Source organism: Streptomyces sp. NPDC047981, from assembly GCF_040653315.1.
Lineage (GTDB): Bacteria > Actinomycetota > Actinomycetes > Streptomycetales > Streptomycetaceae > Streptomyces.
This window is the reverse complement of sequence record NZ_JBEZNQ010000022.1, coordinates 96,008-114,006: the sequence shown is the minus strand read 5'-3', so window position 1 is coordinate 114,006 and position 17,999 is coordinate 96,008. Positions and strand designations below refer to the sequence as shown.

General features: G+C 70.4%; 18 protein-coding genes and 1 pseudogene. 13 read left to right on the top strand and 6 right to left on the bottom strand.

Annotation, left to right across the window (positions count from 1 at the left end; all coding sequences use genetic code 11):
* From AB0E14_RS16010 to AB0E14_RS15995, 4 genes and pseudogenes are all read left to right on the top strand, one after another.
* Positions 1-641: pseudogene (locus tag AB0E14_RS16010) on the top strand (SAM-dependent methyltransferase); the annotation flags it as partial.
* 175 nt (positions 642-816) lie between these two features.
* The gene (locus AB0E14_RS16005) at positions 817-1,344 is read left to right on the top strand and encodes a hypothetical protein (RefSeq protein ID WP_362417146.1); all 528 of its coding nucleotides are present in this window, start codon (positions 817-819) and stop codon (positions 1,342-1,344) included.
* Entirely contained in the window at positions 1,341-2,864 is a 1,524-nt protein-coding gene (locus tag AB0E14_RS16000; protein ID WP_362417143.1) for a protein kinase, read from the top strand. Before AB0E14_RS16005 ends, AB0E14_RS16000 begins: the two co-directional genes overlap by 4 nt.
* Before the next feature lie 138 nt (positions 2,865-3,002).
* Complete coding sequence (locus AB0E14_RS15995; RefSeq protein WP_362417140.1) at positions 3,003-3,404, top strand: hypothetical protein; 402 nt, start codon at positions 3,003-3,005, stop codon at positions 3,402-3,404.
* Positions 3,405-3,455: 51 nt separating this feature from the next.
* Here AB0E14_RS15995 and AB0E14_RS15990 read toward each other — a convergent pair whose 3' ends face one another.
* From AB0E14_RS15990 to AB0E14_RS15975, 4 genes are all read right to left on the bottom strand, one after another.
* Entirely contained in the window at positions 3,456-4,340 is an 885-nt protein-coding gene (locus AB0E14_RS15990) for an NAD(P)-binding domain-containing protein (RefSeq protein WP_362417137.1), read from the bottom strand.
* An 87-nt stretch (positions 4,341-4,427) separates the two neighbouring features.
* Complete coding sequence (locus tag AB0E14_RS15985) at positions 4,428-4,997, bottom strand: hypothetical protein (RefSeq protein WP_362417134.1); 570 nt, start codon at positions 4,995-4,997, stop codon at positions 4,428-4,430.
* 71 nt (positions 4,998-5,068) lie between these two features.
* Complete coding sequence (locus AB0E14_RS15980; RefSeq protein WP_362417131.1) at positions 5,069-5,278, bottom strand: DUF397 domain-containing protein; 210 nt, start codon at positions 5,276-5,278, stop codon at positions 5,069-5,071.
* Entirely contained in the window at positions 5,260-6,105 is an 846-nt protein-coding gene (locus AB0E14_RS15975; protein ID WP_362417128.1) for a helix-turn-helix transcriptional regulator, read from the bottom strand. The genes AB0E14_RS15980 and AB0E14_RS15975 overlap by 19 nt, the downstream gene beginning before the upstream one ends.
* Positions 6,106-6,248: 143 nt before the next feature.
* Between AB0E14_RS15975 and AB0E14_RS15970 the strand changes: the two genes are divergently transcribed.
* Complete coding sequence (locus AB0E14_RS15970; RefSeq protein ID WP_362417125.1) at positions 6,249-6,641, top strand: hypothetical protein; 393 nt, start codon at positions 6,249-6,251, stop codon at positions 6,639-6,641.
* Here the strand turns inward: AB0E14_RS15970 and AB0E14_RS15965 are convergent.
* Positions 6,631-7,842, bottom strand: a complete 1,212-nt coding sequence (locus AB0E14_RS15965) for an acyltransferase (protein WP_362417122.1) — start codon at positions 7,840-7,842, stop codon at positions 6,631-6,633. The genes AB0E14_RS15970 and AB0E14_RS15965 overlap by 11 nt on opposite strands.
* Before the next feature lie 208 nt (positions 7,843-8,050).
* Here AB0E14_RS15965 and AB0E14_RS15960 point away from each other — a divergent pair, with 208 nt between their 5' ends.
* The 5 genes from AB0E14_RS15960 (at position 8,051) to AB0E14_RS15940 (ending at position 12,618) form a co-directional block, all read left to right on the top strand.
* Positions 8,051-8,587 (top strand): GNAT family N-acetyltransferase, encoded by a 537-nt coding sequence (locus tag AB0E14_RS15960; protein ID WP_362417119.1) that lies wholly within the window; start codon positions 8,051-8,053, stop codon positions 8,585-8,587.
* A 240-nt stretch (positions 8,588-8,827) separates the two neighbouring features.
* Entirely contained in the window at positions 8,828-9,829 is a 1,002-nt protein-coding gene (locus AB0E14_RS15955) for a 2OG-Fe(II) oxygenase family protein (protein WP_362417116.1), read from the top strand.
* A 41-nt stretch (positions 9,830-9,870) separates the two neighbouring features.
* Positions 9,871-10,611, top strand: coding sequence for an SDR family oxidoreductase (locus AB0E14_RS15950; RefSeq protein WP_362417113.1), 741 nt, complete (start codon positions 9,871-9,873; stop codon positions 10,609-10,611).
* Positions 10,608-11,627: a TauD/TfdA family dioxygenase gene (locus AB0E14_RS15945; protein WP_362417110.1), complete on the top strand. Its 1,020-nt coding sequence runs from the start codon at positions 10,608-10,610 to the stop codon at positions 11,625-11,627. Before AB0E14_RS15950 ends, AB0E14_RS15945 begins: the two co-directional genes overlap by 4 nt.
* Positions 11,605-12,618, top strand: coding sequence for a DMT family transporter (locus tag AB0E14_RS15940; protein WP_362417107.1), 1,014 nt, complete (start codon positions 11,605-11,607; stop codon positions 12,616-12,618). Before AB0E14_RS15945 ends, AB0E14_RS15940 begins: the two co-directional genes overlap by 23 nt.
* 67 nt (positions 12,619-12,685) lie before the next feature.
* On the opposite strand, the gene AB0E14_RS15935 is transcribed toward AB0E14_RS15940, so the two are convergent.
* Positions 12,686-15,109 (bottom strand): YfhO family protein, encoded by a 2,424-nt coding sequence (locus AB0E14_RS15935; RefSeq protein WP_362417104.1) that lies wholly within the window; start codon positions 15,107-15,109, stop codon positions 12,686-12,688.
* A gap of 125 nt (positions 15,110-15,234) precedes the next feature.
* On the opposite strand from AB0E14_RS15935, the gene AB0E14_RS15930 reads away from it, so the two are divergent.
* From AB0E14_RS15930 to AB0E14_RS15920, 3 genes are all read left to right on the top strand, one after another.
* Positions 15,235-16,230, top strand: a complete 996-nt coding sequence (locus AB0E14_RS15930; protein WP_362417174.1) for a glycosyltransferase family 2 protein — start codon at positions 15,235-15,237, stop codon at positions 16,228-16,230.
* Positions 16,231-16,311: 81 nt separating this feature from the next.
* The gene (locus AB0E14_RS15925; protein ID WP_362417101.1) at positions 16,312-16,956 is read left to right on the top strand and encodes a SurA N-terminal domain-containing protein; all 645 of its coding nucleotides are present in this window, start codon (positions 16,312-16,314) and stop codon (positions 16,954-16,956) included.
* Positions 16,957-16,998: 42 nt separating this feature from the next.
* Positions 16,999-17,988, top strand: a complete 990-nt coding sequence (locus AB0E14_RS15920; protein ID WP_362417098.1) for a nucleoside triphosphate pyrophosphohydrolase — start codon at positions 16,999-17,001, stop codon at positions 17,986-17,988.
* Positions 17,989-17,999 lie beyond the last annotated feature (11 nt).

The following is a 17,999-nucleotide window of genomic DNA, read 5'->3' as shown; positions in this document are numbered from 1 at the left end:
GAGCGCCTTCGGCGAGGCTGAGGGTGTCGGTGTCGGACACGGGTTCTCTCCAGGGGTGGGCCCGGCCCACCGGTGTCACCGTCGGCGAACTGGCCCGCACGGGCGCGCTCGAACTGCGCGCGGGCGGCACGGGCACGAGCGCGTACGCCCATGGCACCGGCGCCCCGCCCCGGGTCCTCACCGAGAACGACGTCTTCGCCGCCCAGCCGCCCTCCGGCACCCTGCCCGACGGCGCCCCCGAGGAGCCCGTCCTGCTCGCCCCCGGCGACGTCGTCGTCCCCGTCCTCGGCGGCGGCTCGCTCGCCCGGGTCGTCGACTCCGCGACCGCGGGCGCCGCGCTCGGCCGCAACCTCCAGCTCCTGCGCCCCGACCCGGCCGCCCTCGACCCCTGGTTCCTGGCCGGCTTCCTGCGCGGCACCACCAACACCCGCCAGGCCAGCAGCTACGCCTCCACCGCCACCCGTCTCGACGTCCGCCGCCTCCAGCTCCCGCGGCTCCCGCTCGCCGAACAGCAGCGGTACGGCGAGCGCTTCCGCGCCCTCGCCGAGTTCGAGGACGCCCTGCGCCTCGCGGGCAGGCTCGGCGAACAGCTGGTCCAGGGGCTCTACGACGGTCTCGCGGACGGCACGGTGGCGCCCTGAACGGATCGGTCCGGCAACGGTTCGGTCCAACCCCGGAGACGTTGTCGGCGTCGGTGTATACGCTCGTCCCTGCAACCGAACCGAATGCCCAGGAGCAGGAATGTACGGCCACGGCTATGCGCCACCGCCTCCGTCACCGCAGCGTGCCATTCCGGCGTCGGTGATCGTGCTCCGCGTGCTGTTCGCGCTGCTGCCGCTGTTCAGCATCGGGTTCCTGACCTGGGCGACGATGATCCGGCTCGCCGTGGTCACCCGGCGCGCGTACGACTGGGTGCTGTGCGGAGTCTCCGCGGCCGTGATGATCACCGGCCTCGTCCTCCTGCCGGACGACGTGGAGACCACGCAGGCGGACGTCGCGATGAGCATCGTCCTCCTCAACGCGCTGGGCTTCGCCGTCTACTTCCTGGTCGCCGACATCAAGCACGACAAGGTCCGCCTCGGTCTCGTGGCGCCCGCGAGGCCCGCCGCCGCCCCGTTCAACCCGTACGCGTCGACGGTCCCGCGCCACCAGGCCGGCTACGTCCCCCCGGCCCAGCCGCAGCCGCAGGCCCAGATTCAGCCCCAGCCGCAGCCTCAGATCCAGTCCCAGCCGGTGGTTCCGCCGCAGCCCGCCGCGCCGCCCTCCAACCCCCGCATCGACCAGGTGCGGGCCGAGCTGGACGAGCTGAGCAACCTCCTCCGCAAGGACGAGGGCGATAAGTGAACGGACGCGTCATCGGCGGCCGGTACGAACTCTCCACCGTCATCGGCCAGGGCGGCATGGGCCAGGTCTGGACGGCGTACGACGGGCGGCTCGACCGCCGGGTCGCCGTCAAGCTGCTCCGCCCCGCCACCATGACAGGACCCGCGACCGCCGCCGAGGAGCTGCGGCGCCGCTTCGTGCGCGAGTGCCGGGTCACGGCGCAGGTCGACCACCCCGGCCTGGTCACCGTCCACGACGCCGGCAGCGACGGCGACGATCTGTACCTCGTCATGCAGTACGTCGACGGCTCGGACCTCGCCGACCATCTCGCCGAGCACGACCCGTACCCCTGGGAGTGGGCGGTCTCCGTCGCGGCCCAGCTGTGCGCGGTGCTCGCCGCGGTGCACGCGGTGCCGATCGTGCACCGCGACCTGAAGCCGCGGAACGTGATGATCCGCTCGGACGGCACCCTCACCGTGCTCGACCTCGGTGTCGCCTCCGTCCTGGACACCGACACCACCCGCCTCACGCACACCGGTTCGCCGATCGGCAGCCCCGCGTACATGGCGCCCGAGCAGGCCATGGGCGGCGCGGTCGGCCCGTTCACCGACCTGTACGCGCTCGGCGTCCTGCTCCACGAACTCCTCAGCGGGAACGTCCCGTTCGCCGGCTCGACCGCGCTCGGCGTCCTGCACCGGCACCTGTACGAGCCGCCGCTGCCGGTCCGCCAGCTGCGCCCCGAGGTACCTGAGGCGCTGGAGGCGCTCGTGCTGCGGCTGCTCTCCAAGGACCCGCAGCACCGCCCCTCCGGGGCGCACGAGGTGTACGAGGCGCTGCTGCCGATGCTGCCCGCGCGTGGGGCCCCGGCAGGACCGCTCGACCCGACCCGACCCTTCCTGCGCCCGCACGCGCCCTGGCCGGACCGCCCCTCGGCCCCGCCGCCGCCGGTGACCCCGCCGGTCCCGCCGCAGCCCGTCTCACGCCCGGACGTTGCCGCCACCGTGGACGAGGTCAAGCGGCTCCTCGGCGAGGGCTCGCTGACCCGGGCGGTGGACCTGCTCGGCTCGATCCTGCCCGCGGCCGCCGCCGAGCACGGCGAGCACTCGCCGGTCGTCCGCATCCTGCGCAAGCAGTACGCGACGACCCTGATGGACGACGGCCAGTACCGCCGCGCCCTGCCGGAACTGCGCCGCCTCGCCGAGGACCGCGCGAAGGAGGCGGGCCCGGCCGACCCGCAGACCCTGCAGTTCCGCTACGAGGCCGCGCAGTGCCTGGAGCAGCTCGGCGAGACCGCCGCCGCGCTGACCGAGTACCGGGCCCTGCTCCCGTTCCTGGAGCACGGCGCGGACCAGGCGCGGTACTTCGACATCCGCCGCCGGATCGGCAACCTGCTCCTGTCGATGGGCGACCACACGGCGGCCCACCAGCAGCTCCAGGCGCTGCTGTACGACACGGAGCGGGCGTACGGCCCGTACCACGCGCTGCCGACGGACCTGCGGCGCGCGCTGGCCCGCCAGCAGCAGATGGGCCGCTTCGCCTGAGGGACGGACGAGCCTGACGGGGCGCCAGAATCACGGATCCACAACTGATGGGGAAGTGGATCTTTCGGGTCCGTTTTGCCCGTTCGGGGCGATGTAGCGTTCGCGTCTGATCATGCTCACGTCCCCAAGGAATCTCTCATGACGACGCCTCCCGCCTCCCCCGAGCAGCAGCCTGTCGCGCCCGAGTCCGCGCCCGCTCCCGCCGAGCCGGCGAAGAAGAAGCGCAGCATAGGCAAGACGATCCTCAGCATCGTCGTGGCCATCGCCGCGATCCTGTTCTGGAAGCTCGGCCTTCCCTACCTGACGGGCGACGCGCCCGTGGCCGCCAAGGTCGGCGAGTGCGTGCAGGTGACCGGCGAGGAGAACGACCCCCAGGTCGAGAACAAGCCGTGCGGCGAGAAGGGCCCCGACCTGTACAAGGTCGTGAAGGTCATCGACGACACCTTCGACGTCAACAAGTGCGGCGACGTGAGCGAGGTCGCGCTGGCGCAGCAGCTGGAGTCGTACAAGTTCGTGCTCTGCCTGAACCCCGTCAAGTAACGGCAGCGTCTTCAGGCACAGGTGAGGGCCGGACCCGGCGGGGTCCGGCCCTCACTCCTTTCCGAGGACCTCCGTCAGCGCGGCGATGCTGTCCTCGCCGTGGCCGGCCGCCACCGCCCGCCGCAGCAGCTCCTGGAACGGCTCGTGCCACCCCGTGTCGAGACCGGCCTCCCGGGCGAACTCCTCGTCACCGGCGGCCCCCGCGAGGAACAGGTTCACGGAGGAGCCGGGCGCGCTGTAGTCGCGCCGGTCGATCTCCTCGGCGAAGACGGGCAGGACGGAATTGATCATCTCGAACCACTTGGCGCTGAACCGCACCATGGACGAGGCGTCCAGCCCGCGCGCCCGGAGCGCCGCCGCGCCCTGGAAGAACCCGACGAGCGCGGGCAGCAGCGTGCCGCCGACGGCCATCTCGTAGAGAGCCGCGAGATCGGGGTCCTCCCCGAGGAAGACGGTGTCCCCGCCGAGGACCCGGAGGGTCGCCTCGAACTCGTCGAAGACACCCCGGTCCCCGCCGTAGTACAGGAGCGTGGCCTCGCTTCCCACGGCGGACGGCACGTCCTTCACGGCCCCGTCGAGGTGCCGCGCGCCGTGCTCCACGGCCCAGGCGTTCATCCGCCGGGCCCCGGCGGGCGACCCGCTGTTGAGCGTCACGAGCGCCCGGCCGTCGAGCGCCGCCGCCGCCGGCTCCAGGGCCGCGAGGGTGTCCTCGTACGTCGTCAGGCAGACGACCACCAGCGGACTCGCGGCGACGGCCTCCGCGATCCCGGTCGCGTGCACGGCCCCCTTCGCGACAAGAGGCGCCGCCTTGGCGGGCGTCCGGTTCCAGACGGTCGTCGGGTGCCCGGCGTCGAGGAACGCCTCGGCGAGAGCCCGCCCCATCGACCCGAGTCCGACGACGGTCACGGGAGGGTGAGAGTGAGGGTGCGTGGGCATGGGGGAGCTCCTGTCCGTGAGGGGAGGGGTGGCTGTGTCACCCATGCTGGGCGGGCACCCCTCCGCGGACAAGAACTGACTTTTTTGTCAGTGCCCCAGCATGGGGCGGTCCAGCTGCGGCTCCAGCCGCACCTCGGTCACCTTCAGGCCGTCCGGAACGCCGAAGGCCTCGACCATCACACCGTTGCCGAGGTCGGTCACCTCCAGCGCCAGGCGCTCCGATCCCACGCGCAGATCGAGCCTGACCCGGGGCTCACCCGAGAAGTCCGGCATGCGATACATGCGCGCCGGCGGGTACTTCAGCTGCATCAGCCGGTTCCGCAGATCCGTGTACGAGGCGGCACCCGTCCCCGAGAACGCTCTGCTGATGCGCGCCTGGTGTCTCTGGGCGGCGCAGCTCTCCTCCGTGGACAGCGGCACGGGGTCGACGAGGATGGGCAGGGTGGTGTCGGGGGTCGGCTCGGTCGCGGCAGCGCTGTCGAGCGGTACGGCCAGGGTGCAGCCCTGTGCGATGAGGTCCGCCATTTCGAGGAACCGCGACTCGAAGGGGTTGGTCACCGTCGCGGCGGTGGCCTGCTGCGTGCTGATGCCGGTGAAGAGGACGACGCCACCGAGCGCGGCGGCCAGCAGGGACTTCGAAAGGTGAATTGATCGCATGGCCATACCCTGCGGCCTGCGGGTCAGCGGTCGCTTGAGTACCCGTACTCAACCACCGACGGGGAATCAGCTCACCGGCTGAGCCCGCCGCCCTTGACGCCGTCGACGAAGGCTCCCCACGCGTGCGCGGCGATGAGAAGGGCGGGGCCGGTGGGGTTCTTGCTGTCCCGGACGGGGACGAGGTGGGGGTGGGTGTCGGCGACTTCGAGGCACTGGCCGCCGTCGCCGTTGCTGTAGGAGCTCTTGCGCCACGTAACGGTGCTCAGATCGATGGCTCGCACGATGCTTCCTCCAACGTCCGCAGAATCAACTTCCTTGAGTCGGCCGGGGAAAGGGCCAGATCACGGACGACATCGTATCGGTGCTGGAGTTGGTCGACGGCGGCTGTGCCCTCGACGACTTCGCCAGAGTATGCAGTTTCCACCCACGCCACCGTTCGGCCGTCCGTCGGCTTCAGGAACATCACGTCTGTGTTCGCGAGGGCGTACAGGCCCGCGGCGTGCGGTACCACCTGAATGGTGATGTTCCGGCGGTCGCCCGCGGTGAGGAGATGCTCCAACTGCTCCTGCCACTGGGCCCGGACCGGTAGCGGTGTGCGTAGCACCGTCTCCGAGAGGATCGTGCGGAATGTGGGTGCACTGTCCCCTTCCAGCAGCAGTCGCCGCCCCATGCGTGCCTCGACCTGCCGGGTCAGCTCGTCGCCCTCGAAGGTGCCCTCCGACTCCATCAGAGTGCGTGCGTACGCTTCCGTCTGGAGAAGCCCCGGCAGCACGTAGGCCGCGTAGTGCCACAGGCTGATCGCTTCCGCCTCAAGCGCCATGTACCTCCGGTACCGCTCCTTGAACTGCGTCGGGTCCCCCAACGCCAGCTCCCACAGCACCAGCAGCATCCCCGACGTCCCGTAGTACGTGTCCAGGGCCTGGACCACCTCCGGGCCGCCCAGCGTCTCGCCCTTCTCCATCTTGGAGAACAGGGACCAGTCCCAGCCGACCACCTCGCCGAGGCGCCGCAGGCTGTCGCCGCGTTCGGCCCTCAGCTTGCGCAGCTCCTCCGCGAACCGCTTGCGCGGTTCCTGGCTGCGGCCCGTCACCACCCGTCTCGCCGGCATCACGCGCTCCCTTGTGGAAGATGTGGAACTACCCGCGCGACGTGGGGAAGTACGGCCCTGCAGCGCTCATCGTTCCTCGGTCCGGGGTCCATTCTCGTAGTGCCCGGATCACAGAGGGTAATTCACGAGGAGGGCGGGAATCCATGGAGTGCGGCGCTTTCATGTACGACAAAGTGGCTTGTGTGGTAGGGGAGTTCCGCGGCAGCGTGGGTCCGTACGCCATGCTCAGGCCCGTCGGTGGTGGCCGTGAGTGGCAGGCCGATCCGGCGGCTCTCCGGCCCGCGACCCCCGAGGAGCGGCTGAGCGCGGGCGTCAGGGCGGCGAACACGCGGACGTACACCCGTATCCGTACCGTCGACCCGGACCGCCCACCCACCCCTGTACCCGACTGCGGGGTCTGCGCCGACCTCGCCGTGCGGCGACGGCAGGCCCGCGCCTGCTTCGACGGCAGCGCCGAGACGGACGCGAACGTCCTCCTCCGCCGTCACCTGCGGCAGGACCACGAGGAGGGGGAGGAGGAGCCGGTCACCGCCTGAACGAGGAGAAGGCCGGCTCGCGGACCTGAGGCTCGCGCGGGGGCTCGTAGGCATCCGGGACGGAGGCGGGGTCCGCATCGGAACCGGGGGCGGGCTCCGGAGCCGGCGTGTTCAGGCGGATCTCCTGGATGCCGCGCCGCATCCCCGACCGCAGGCGCTTGGACAGTGGACGTTCCACGCAGACGTGGATCAGGTAGGCGAGGACCAGCATGGCGGCCGTCACGGCCACGACCAGCGGGACCGGCGCGACGCGGTCGCGGAAGTGGTGGATCAGCGTGATGCCGATGGCCATGTGGATGATGTAGAGCGGGTACGTGATCGCCCCGGCGGTCTTCAGCCAGCGCCACTGGATCCGGCTGAGCCAGCCGAGCGCGACGGCGGCGATCATGAGGAAGCCGACCGCGATGACGAGGCGCGCGGGCCAGGTGGGCAGCTGCTCGGAGAGCTGTTTGCCGAGGTTCATGCGCATGCGGCCGCGCACGTAGTTCTGGGCGAGCAGGAACTGGACGGCGACGATGCCCCACAGCAGCAGGGTGGGCCGGAACCGGTGCATCAGGTAGAAGGCGATGCCGGCGATGAAGTACGGCGCGTACTGCGGCATCGCGAAGAAATGCAGAAGCCGGAAGCCGGTGGTCGGCGCGGCGATGGCGGCCAGGGTCCAGGCACCGCAGAAGAGGATGCAGTTGCGGTAGGTGACACCGCGCAGGACGACGAGCGCGAAGAGGGCGTAGAACTTCAGCTCCACGAACAGGGTCCAGTAGGAGTGGTCCACGTGTCCGACGCCGAGGCCGCCCTGCATCATGGTGAGGTTGACGAGGACGTCGCTCCACTGCTCCATGTGGCGCAGCTCCTGCACCTCCGGTACGAACCAGAGGACCAGCGCGGTCAGCGCGATGCCCGCCCAGTAGGCGGGGAAGAGCCGGGACACCCGGGAGACGGCGAAGTCGCCGACCGTGCGTCCCCACACGCTCATGCAGATGACGAAGCCGCTGACGATGAAGAAGATCTCGACGCCGAGCCAGCCGTACAGGGCGAAGGGCCGCAGCGCGGGGAACAGCTCCGCGGTGTTCCTGTCCCACGCGGAGTTGAGCCCGATGTAGTGGTAGAGGACCACCACGAGGGCCGCCGTGATCCGTATGCCGTCCAGCGCGAAGAGACGTGCGCCCGGCTCATTCTTGCTGGCTCGCCTGATGCCGGGCATGGCGGGAGCCTCCCCTTGAACGAACATTGCACAGGGACCGTACAGTCGGCCCACAGGTTGATCGCAACCGGCGAGTAGGTGGCCTTTGTCACCTTGTGGCATCTGCGGTAGAGCCTGCTTGACCACGGCGAATCCTGGGTACACGCGGCTCCTGGCCTGTGTCCCGCCCGCCCCTCGCCCGCCGTGCGGCAGGGGTCATCCTGGGTCCGTGAACACGATTCAGGCCGACATCATCACGACGCCCCGCCTCACCCTCCAGCCCCTGGCGGTCGAGCACGCCGAGGAGATGGCAGGGGTGCTCGGCGATCCCGCGCTGTACTCCTTCATCGGGGGCGAGCCGCCCACCGTCTCGGCGCTCCGGGCGCGGTACGGGCGGCAGACCGCCGGGTCGCCCGAGCCGGGGGTCTCCTGGTGCAACTGGGTCGTCAGGGAGCCGGAGGGCGGCCGGCTCGTCGGGACCGTGCAGGCCACCGTCCAGGCGGGCGAGGCCGAGGTCGCCTGGGTCGTCGGGGTGCCGTGGCAGGGGCGGGGGATCGCGCGGGAGGCCGTGGCGGGGCTCATCGAGTGGCTGACGGAGCACGCGCGCGTGGGGACGGTCCTCGCGCACATCCACCCCGACCACGCCGCGTCCGCCGCCGTGGCGTCCGCCGTCGGGCTCGCGCCCACCGACGTGTGGCTCGATGGCGAGGTCCGCTGGCGGCTCGATGTCCGATTCGACACGACCGGTGGCGTAACCGCCCTGTAATCCAAACGGCGAGCCGTGTGTGATCGCAGTCACACCTGAAGGGGTGGGTTACAGCCAGGCTGGCCTATTCCCTTGTGCCGACACCGGGGGATAGTCGAACAAAGCGGGCCGCGTTGTTCGGCGCTCAATCATTGCGTTGTGTACCACCACAAGTGGAAGATTGACGTTCCTTTCCGGGCTCCATCAAAATCTCGGTCGGCAAGATCTGTCCGAAAGCATGGAGCTCGGGGGAGCCCCTACATGGCGATTCACTCCATTCCGGTCATCAGCTACGAGGAAATACTTTCCGGGGACGTGACACCCGCACACGTCCTGGAAACCCTCGCCGACACCGGGTACTTCTATCTCTCCGACCTCGACCAGGTCATTTCTCCGCTGCTCTTCAAGTCGTTGCAGGACGTCTCGAAGAGCTTCTTCGACTCCTCGGTGGAGTCGAAGATGGAGTTCTACATCGGAGATTCCGATCACCACCGCGGCTACGTACCGGTCACCGAACAGGGCGCGTACGGCGACGAGTCCATCCGGACCTACGAGGCCTTCGACATCGGCTACCAGGCCGAGCCCCTGCCGGTGGAGCGCAGTCTTGGCTTCGAGCTCGTCGGGCCCAACAGCTACCCCTCCCGCGTCGAGGGGATGGCCGCGACCGCCGAGGCGTACTACGCCGCCAACTTCGCCATCTCCCGCCACATCCTGCGCCTCATCGCGCAGGGCGTCGGCGAGGGCGAGGAATACTTCGACCCCTGGATCACGCGCCCGGCCTCGCAGTTGCGGCTGATCCACTACGTCCCCAACGACGTGCTCGTGAACAGCGGCGACACCTCCATGGGCGCGCACACCGACTACGAGCTCTTCACCCTCATCCACCAGACCTCGCCCGGCCTGCTGGCGTACGACCGCGCCTCGGAGTCCTGGCGCGGCCTGCCCGTCTTCAAGAACACCCTGCTCGTCATGGGCGGCGACATGCTCCAGTTCATCACCGGCGGGAAGGTGAAGTCGCTCCTGCACCGGGTCGTCACGACCGGCGAGGAGCGCTACAGCTTCCCCTTCTTCATGAATCTGGACTTCGAGACCGAACTGAGCGTCCTGCCGCAATTCGGTGCGAGCGACGAGAAGATCGTCGTCGGACACCACCTCCTCGGGCAGCTCTACCGCGACTTCCCGTACATCAAGGAGCGCGTCGACTCCGGAAAGTGGCCCGTGGATTTCGAGATCCCGGACCGGAACGTCTTCGAGCAGCTGTGATCCGTTCCGAAGCCACATCCGACACCCAGGGGAGTTTCTTCATGCAGGGCATCAGAGGGAAAAGAGTGCTGGTCACCGGCGGCGCGAGCGGAATCGGTCAGGCGACTGTCCGCCGGTTCGTCGAAGAGGGCGCGCTCGTCGCGCTCTTCGACCGCGACAAGGCCGCCATCGAGGAAACGGTGGCGGCCATTCCGGAGATCGCCGCGGCGATCACCGTGGACGTCTCGGACGACGTCGCCGTGGCGGCGGCCTTCCAGGAACTGGACCGGACCTTCCCGCGCCTCGACGTGGTGATCAACAACGCCGGGGTCAGCGTCCGGCACGAGAGCTTCCGCACGATCACCCCCGCGCAGTGGCGCGCGGTGATCGAGACCAACCTCCACGGCGTCTTCTACGTCGCCAGCGAGGCCGTCCGGCGCATGGACGCCGGCGTGATCGTCAACATGTCCTCCATCAACGGGCTCGCCGCGTTCCCGCACTACGCGGACTACAACGCCTCCAAGGCCGGCATCCTCGCGCTCTCGCGCACCATGGCCGTCGAGCTCGCCCCCGAGATCCGGGTGCTCGCGCTCGCGCCGGGCGCCGTGCTCACGCCCATGCAGCGGGCCGAGTACACCGACGAGATGCTCGACCAGGTCAACGCCAACATCCCGCTGGGCCGGCACGCCGACCCGTCCGAGATCGCCGGCTTCCTCGTCTACCTGGCCTCCGACGAGGCACGTTTCATGACCGGTCAGCACTACATCGTCGACGGCGGCGAGACTGCGAGGGCAGCCCTGTGACCCGTACCACCATCCCCATGCCGACCGTCGACATCTCCTCCTGGTCGGAGGCGATCCGGCGGCACGCCGTCCGCGCCAACCCCTACCGGGAGTTCGAGCGCACCGCCGCGCACGCCGAGGAGGCGCTCGCCACCCTCGACCACGACGACGTCCGCGCGCTGCTCGACTTCAAGCGCAAGGGCGGACCCGGCGGCCGTCTGCTCATACGCAACGGCGCGATCGACCCCGACCTGATGCCCACCACGGAGTCCACCGAGGACATCGAGAACGGAAAGGGCACCTACTACAGCGAGTTCACGCTGATCATGCTCGGCAAGCTGCTCGGCGAGCCCTTCAGCTACAGCCAGGAGCGCAACGGCGCGATCATCCACAACGTGCGCCCGGCCAAGCACAACGAGACCAACATCTCCTCGGACAGCTCGGCCGTCATCCTCGACCTGCACAACGAGAACATCTACCACCCGGTCCAGCCCGACTACCTGATGCTGAGCGGGCTGCGCCGCGACCCGGGCGGGGTCGCCAAGACGCTCGTGATCGGCGCGGACGAGATCCTGCCGCTCCTGAGCGCCGAGGACATCGCCACGCTCTCCGAGTTCCAGTTCCGTACGAGCGTCGACTACAACTTCGGCAACAGCGACGCCGCGCGCGGCAACGGTCCCGCGATCCGCGTCCTGTTCGGCGACCCGGCCTCGCCGATGATCGCGTACGACGACGAGTACATCGCGGGGACGAACCCCCGCGCCCAGGCCGCCCTCGACCGGCTGCGGGTGGTCCTGCACGAGAACATGTACGCGGTCGACCTCGGTCCCGGCGAGACCCTGCTGCTCGACAATCTCAAAACCGTGCACGGCAGAACCGCGTTCACGGCACGCTACGACGGGACCGACCGCTGGCTGCAGCGGCTGCTGGTCTCGCGTGACCTGCGCCGCGCCGAGATGCTGCTCGGCGACGCGCAGCGGACCGTGACGTGGAACTACGAGCCGGGGAAGTTCTATGGGTACGTCGACTACCGATGACCGGGCCGTGCCGCCGGCCGACCTCAAGGCCGAGCGGACGCGCGACCGGGTCGCCCTGGCCGCGATCTTCGCGATCCCGCTGATCTGGGGCATCGGCTTTCCGCTCACGCACAACGCGGTGGCGGTGGTCGACCCCGGTCTGTACGCGTTCGCCCGCTCGCTCGTCGCGACGCTGGCGCTGCTGCCGTTCGCCCTCCCGGTCGCGCTGCGCGCCAGTCGCAAGGCCGTCCTCGGCGGGCTCGTGCTCGGCCTGTTCAGCGCGCTCAACATCGTCAGCCAGAGCTACGCGCTGCACTACCTCTCCTCGGCGAGCACGGCGTTCTGCGTGACGATGTGCATCGTCTTCATCCCCTTCGTCTCGGCCGCGCTCGGCCAGGGGTGGCCGTCGAAGGTGGACCTCGCCTCGGTGGTGGTCGGTGTCATCGGCGCGTTCATCGTGCTCGGGCCCGACCTCGACGACATCTCCGTCGGCTATCTGTGGGGCGGACTCGCGGCCTTCGCCATCGCGATGACCATCTCGATCATCGGAAAGCTGACCTCGGAGCCCGAGTCCGGGCAGGTCGACCGGCTGGCCCTGGGCTTCTTCCAGGTCCTGTTCGGCACCCTGGCGCTGCTGTACTTCCCGTTCCAGCGGGACCTCGCGCCGCTGACCGAGACCAAGGTGTGGATCGCGATCGTCTTCATGGGCGTCATGTCGACCGCCCTGGCGATCTACCTCCAGACCCGATACCAGCGGCGCGTCGGCAGCGCGCGCACCTCGGTGATCTTCAACCTGGACCTCGTGTTCGCCAGCCTCTTCGGGCTCGTCAACCGCGAGTCGCTGAGCCTGTCGCAGATCTTCGGCGGCGCGGTCATCTTCCTCGCGTCGATGCTCGAAAGCCTGCGGGACATGTGGATCAAGGCGAAGGAGAAGGGGCGGTCGAAGGAGAAGGAGCGGTCGACGGCGGACGGGCGGATCCCCGCCCAGTCCACGTCGGACCAGACTCCCTAGGGCGTGTCCCCGGGCGGCGGTTCGCCACGGGCTCCGCGCGAGCGGCCCCGTGGCGAACCCGCCTCCGTCACGGCGTCCGTACGAGCGCGTCCCGACGGATGCCGGTCTCCGCGAGCGGCTCCGGGGACGCGCCGCCGCGCCGTCCGCGCCGGCCCAGCCACAGCAGCCGGCCCCAGAGCAGTACGAACGCCACCGCGCCCGCGGCGAGCCCGGCGCGCAGCCCCGGCGTACGGAAGTCGCAGCTCACCGAGGTGCGCGCGCCGTCCACCGGGACCGCCACCAGGCCGCCGTACGCCTCCGCCGGGCGTCCCTCGCAGCTCCAGCCGGCGATCCTCGGGGCGGCGATCACGACCGTGCCCCGCGTGCCCGGCCGCAGCCGCGCGCGGATGCCGCTGTCGGTGACCTCGACCGCGACCGGGGCCGAGGCCTTCAGGTCGGCGACGGCCGCCGTCAGGCGCTCCCGGTCCAGGCAGCCGACCTCGTGCTTCTTGCCGCGCTGGCCCTTCAGGGAGACGAGCGCGTCCGCCGCCTTCTGCTCACCCAGGGAGGTCAGCGCGGCCCGCCGCTTCGGCAGCTCGCCGGTCATCTTCACGACCTTGCCGTCCTCGCCGAGACGCGCCTTCCCCCGGAAGTCCGGCGCCCACAGGAAGACCTCGCTGCCGACCGGGCAGGCCGCCCCCTTCGCCGGGAGCGTGTACACCGACGCCCCGAGCAGCAGTTCCTGGTTGCGGAACGGCGAGGCCCCGTACCGGGGCGCAGGCGCGCCCTGCGGGCGGACCGTCGCCAGCGGCAGCAGCGCGTCCGCCTCCGTCCGCACCACCCGGTCGCCGCGCCACCGCGCGCCGACGCCGAACAGCGCGTCCGTCACCGGGTTGTCCAGGCTCTGCAGGTTGCGGCCGCGTGAGGTCCAGCCGCCGCCGAGAGCGGCGAGCGTCTGCGTCAGCACCGACGGCGTGTGGCTGCTGTAGTACGCGGCGCCCTGGCCGCCGAAGAGCATCGGCTCGTTGCCGGTGATCTGCTCGCGGCCCGAGTCGGTGCGGTACGCGGGCCAGCCGTCGGCCTCGGCGAGCGCCGCCGTCCGCCGGTCCTGCTCCGCGCCCCACGCCGGATAGTCGTCGAGCCTGCCGAGCCGCTCCCGGTCCGCGTACGCCGTCGTCGCCGCCGCCTGCGCGACGAGCACGCCCGCGAGCAGCGCGGCCGCGACCACCGGCAGTTTCCCGCGCCGGGCCAGCCACAGCCCGCCGCAGGCGCCCGCGACACCGAGCGCGAACAGCGGGTACGACCAGCCGGTGACCAGGTCGCTGGTGATCGCGCCCACGCCGGCCAGCGCGACCACGCCGACGCCGCCGAGCAGCGCACGCCGCCCGGGCCAGCCGTGGGAGAGGACCGTCCACGCGGCGATGACCAGGACTCCGGAGAGGATGAAGGTCTGGCGGTACGGGCTGCCGTTGGGCGTGGCGAAGACGTGCCACACCAGGTGCGTGGGCCCCCACTGCATCGACACGGCGACCGCCACCGTGAAACCGGCCCACAGCAGCCGCTCCCGCCTGGGCACCTTCCGGTGGAAGAGGAGGGCGGCGGCGAGCAGCAGGGTCCCGGTGCCGACGAAGGCGGCGGGGGTGGTGAAGCTGTACGTCGCCGGGAGCAGCCGGGCGAAGAAGTCCGTCCAGGCGGCGGGCTGGAACTGGTTGGTCCAGCCCGGGTACGCGTGCGTGGAGCCGAGGAACACCGGGACGAGGATCGGCGCGGCGAGCCCGATGCCGAGCAGCACGGTCGCCACCGCCCGCACGACCACCCGGATCCGCAGCTCGTGGACGACCGCGAGCCGGACCAGGAGGACGAGCGCGGCGCCGATCGTCGCCATGTACGCGGTGTAGAAGTTGCCGACCCAGCACAGCGCGACGACCAGCGGCCCGAGCAGCGGCCGGCGGCCCTGCCGTACCCACTCGCCGACCAGGCACAGCAGCGGGAAGGCGATCAGTCCGTCGAGCCACATCGGGTTGTAGGTGGCCTCGATGACCGACCAGCCGCACAGCGCGTACGAGGCGCCGAGCACCGCGGCGGCCCACCACGCGCCGGGCCGCGTCCGCAGCAGCGCCAGGGTCATGGCGGCCCCGGCCGCGGCCATCTTCAGGAGCGTGACGGCATAGACCGCGTACTCGATGTCGTCGCGCGGGAAGAGGGCGACGAGCAGCGCGAACGGGCTGCCCAGGTAGGTCCCGAGGTCGGGCAGGAAGCTGGTGCCCCAGCCGGACTGCCAGTTGAGCAGCAGCCCGCCGTCCGCCCGTCCGTGCAGCAGGTCCCGGAGATGGGCGTGGTACGGGACGAACTGGTTGGCCAGGTCGTTGACGCCGCGGCGCTCGGGGCCGAAGGGGAAGGTGCGGGCGACCGCGTCCCCGACGCAGACCGCGAGCGCGGTGAGGAGGGCGGCGAGCGAGGCGGCGAGTCCCGTGCTGCGACTTTTGGCAGCCGATGTCGTCTGAGCAGGCATGATGGTGTGAATATGCCAGTACGGAAGGCGAAAAAGTGATCTAGCGGGCCCCGTTCACGCAATGGTCGACTCCTCGTCATGTTTCGAATCGGCAAGGGTCATCCACGTCGGTTGTCGTGTCCTTCGTGCTGCTCTCGATCGTGGTCCCGTGTTTCAACGAAGAGGAGATCATCGGTCGCTTCCACGACCATGTGACCTCGGAACTCTCCCGCTTCGACGGGGAATTCGAGCTGGTCTACGTCGACGACGGAAGTCGCGACCGGACCCTCCCCCTGCTGGAGGAGATCGCCGAATCCGACCCGCGCGCCCGCTATGTCTCCTTCAGTCGCAACTTCGGCAAGGAGGCCGCCATGCTGGCCGGCCTCCAGCACGCCGAGGGCGACGCCGTCGTCATCATGGACGCCGACCTCCAGCACCCGCCGGAGCTCGTGCACCGCATGCTGGCGCTGCACTCCGAGGGGTACGACCAGGTCATCGCCAAGCGCACGCGCAAGGGCGACCGGGTGACCCGCACGATGACCGCCCGCGCCTACTACTGGGCGATCAACCGGCTCGTCGACGTGGAACTGGTGGACGGTGTCGGCGATTTCCGGCTGCTCTCCCGCCGTACCGTCGACGCGATCCTCGAACTCACCGAGTACAACCGCTTCTCCAAGGGCCTTTTCGCCTGGGTCGGATTCCGCACCACCACATTCGAGTACGAGAATGCGGTGCGTGAGGAGGGCCGCTCGAAATGGACCTTCGGAAAGCTGCTCAACTACGGGCTCGACGGTCTCCTCTCCTTCAACAACAAGCCGCTGCGGGCCGCCGTCTACCTGGGCATGGTCCTGGTCTCCGTGGCTCTCGCGTACGCGGCCTGGATCGTCGGTGACGCACTGGTCAACGGCGTCGACACGCCCGGCTACGTCACCCTCCTGGTGATCGTCACGGCGCTCGCCGGCGTCCAGATGGTGATGCTGGGGCTCGTGGGCGAGTACGTCGGCCGTATCTACTACGAGGTGAAGCGGCGGCCCCACTTCCTGGTGAAGGCGACGAACGCGGACGTTCCGCGCCCGAGGTCCGCAAGCACCGCCACCACCCGAACGCGTGAGTCGTTGATCGAGACAGTCACGTCGAAGTAGTGGCCCCGGCCACGGCGACTGCCTACCATCGATCACCGCAAGGTCGTTCTACTGACGCACGACCCACGCCGGGAGGCTCCATTGCACCGCCGCACCGCGCTCTCCGTCTCCGCCGCGCTCCTCGCCGCGGCCCCGCTGCTCGCCGCCTGCGGCGGTGAGCCCCACCCAGGGGCGGCGGCCGTCGTCGGGGGCGAGCGGATCGAGGTGTCCAGCCTCCAGGCGCAGGTGCGGGACGTGCGGACCGCGCAGGAGGCGTCCCCGCAGGCCGCGCAGCTCATCCAGGCCACCGGCGACCTCAGCCGCGAGAAGCTCAACGTGATGATCTTCGACCGGGTGGTCGACAAGGTCGCCGAGGACAACGGGATCACGGCGAGCCGCGGCGAGATCCAGCAGACGCGCGCCGAGTTCGCGAAGCAGAGCGGCGGCGAGGAACAGCTCGCCGCGACGCTGCTCCAGCAGCAGGGCGTCGCCCCCGACCAGATCGACGGGGTCGTGCGCCGCACGGTCCTGATGAACAAGATCGCCGAGAAGCTGGGCATCGCGAACACACCGGAGGGGCAGAAGAAGCTCCTCGGGATCTTCACGGCCGCGTCCGAGGAGCTCGACATCGACGTGAACCCGCGCTTCGGCGCGTGGGACGACACGAAGATCCAGCTGGGCGCCTTCACCGCGCCCTGGCTGCGGCAGATCAGCCAGGACCCGGCCGCCGCGGAGGCGGGCGCGTAGCGGGTGTCCCGGCCCTTTCCGGCGCCACGTAAGGTCGGAAGGGTGAACGCCGAATCACCCGCAGAGCCCCTGGAGCAGCCGGCCGACCCCGGTCGCGTCGTCCTGCTCACCGCCAGCCACCGCGTGGCCCCCGGACTGCTGTCCTGGCCCGCCTGGCAGGCGCTGCACGGCGCCGACCGGGTGCTGTGCGCCGACGAGCACCACCCGCAGCTGCCGTACCTCCGCGAGGCCGGTGTCGCCGTCGAGCACGCCCGCCCGGACGCGCGGGAGCTGGTCGAGGCGTGCGCCGGGGGCCGGACCGTGGTGGTCCTGCCCGGCGGCGAGGGCGACCGGCCGCTGACCGACGGGCTCGCCCGCCTCGCGGGATCGGGCCGCGTCACCATGCCCGACCTGGAGCTGCTGCCCGGCTCCTACGACCTGCCGGGCGCCCGCCTCCTGGACCTGGTGCAGGTCATGGACCGGATCAGGCGCGAGTGCCCGTGGTCCTCGCGCCAGACGCACAAGGGGCTCGCCAAGTACGGCATCGAGGAGTCGTACGAACTCGTCGAGGCGATCGAGGACGGCGACCGGGACGAGCTGCGCGAGGAGCTCGGCGACGTGCTCCTCCAGGTCGTCTTCCACGCGCGGATCGCGGAGGAGGACGAGGAGGCGCCGTTCTCCGTGGACGACGTCGCGGGCACGATCGTCGAGAAGCTGATCCACCGCCATCCGCACGTCTTCGGCGACGCGAAGGCCGAGACGCCGGAGGAGGTCAAGGAGCACTGGCTGCGGACGAAGGCCATCGAGAAGCAGCGCGACTCGGTCACCGACGGCGTCCCCCTCGGCCAGCCCGGTCTCGCCCTCGCCGCGAAGCTCGCGGGCCGGGTCCGCACGGCCGGCCTGGACGTCCCCCTCCCCAGGGGCGAGGGCATCGGCTACGAACTCCTGTCCCTGGCGGCCGAGGCGGAGGCGACGGGCACCGACCCGGAAGCCGCCCTCCGCGCGGCGGCCCGCGCCTACCGCGACGCGATCCTCGCGGCGGAGCGGCCGTAGGTTCCCGGGCG

Excerpts from the sequence above, each read along its gene's own strand:
- AB0E14_RS15990 (WP_362417137.1), bottom strand. The coding sequence starts at position 4,340 with ATGCCCACGCACCCTCACTCTCACCCTCCCGTGACCGTCGTCGGACTC.
- AB0E14_RS15985 (WP_362417134.1), bottom strand. The coding sequence starts at position 4,997 with ATGCGATCAATTCACCTTTCGAAGTCCCTGCTGGCCGCCGCGCTCGGT.
- AB0E14_RS15965 (WP_362417122.1), bottom strand. The coding sequence starts at position 7,842 with ATGCCCGGCATCAGGCGAGCCAGCAAGAATGAGCCGGGCGCACGTCTC.
- AB0E14_RS15995 (WP_362417140.1), top strand. The coding sequence starts at position 3,003 with ATGACGACGCCTCCCGCCTCCCCCGAGCAGCAGCCTGTCGCGCCCGAG.
- AB0E14_RS15940 (WP_362417107.1), top strand. The coding sequence starts at position 11,605 with ATGGGTACGTCGACTACCGATGACCGGGCCGTGCCGCCGGCCGACCTC.
- AB0E14_RS15970 (WP_362417125.1), top strand. The coding sequence starts at position 6,249 with ATGGAGTGCGGCGCTTTCATGTACGACAAAGTGGCTTGTGTGGTAGGG.
- AB0E14_RS15975 (WP_362417128.1), bottom strand. The coding sequence starts at position 6,105 with ATGCCGGCGAGACGGGTGGTGACGGGCCGCAGCCAGGAACCGCGCAAG.
- AB0E14_RS15955 (WP_362417116.1), top strand. The coding sequence starts at position 8,828 with ATGGCGATTCACTCCATTCCGGTCATCAGCTACGAGGAAATACTTTCC.
- AB0E14_RS15935 (WP_362417104.1), bottom strand. The coding sequence starts at position 15,109 with ATGCCTGCTCAGACGACATCGGCTGCCAAAAGTCGCAGCACGGGACTC.
- AB0E14_RS15950 (WP_362417113.1), top strand. The coding sequence starts at position 9,871 with ATGCAGGGCATCAGAGGGAAAAGAGTGCTGGTCACCGGCGGCGCGAGC.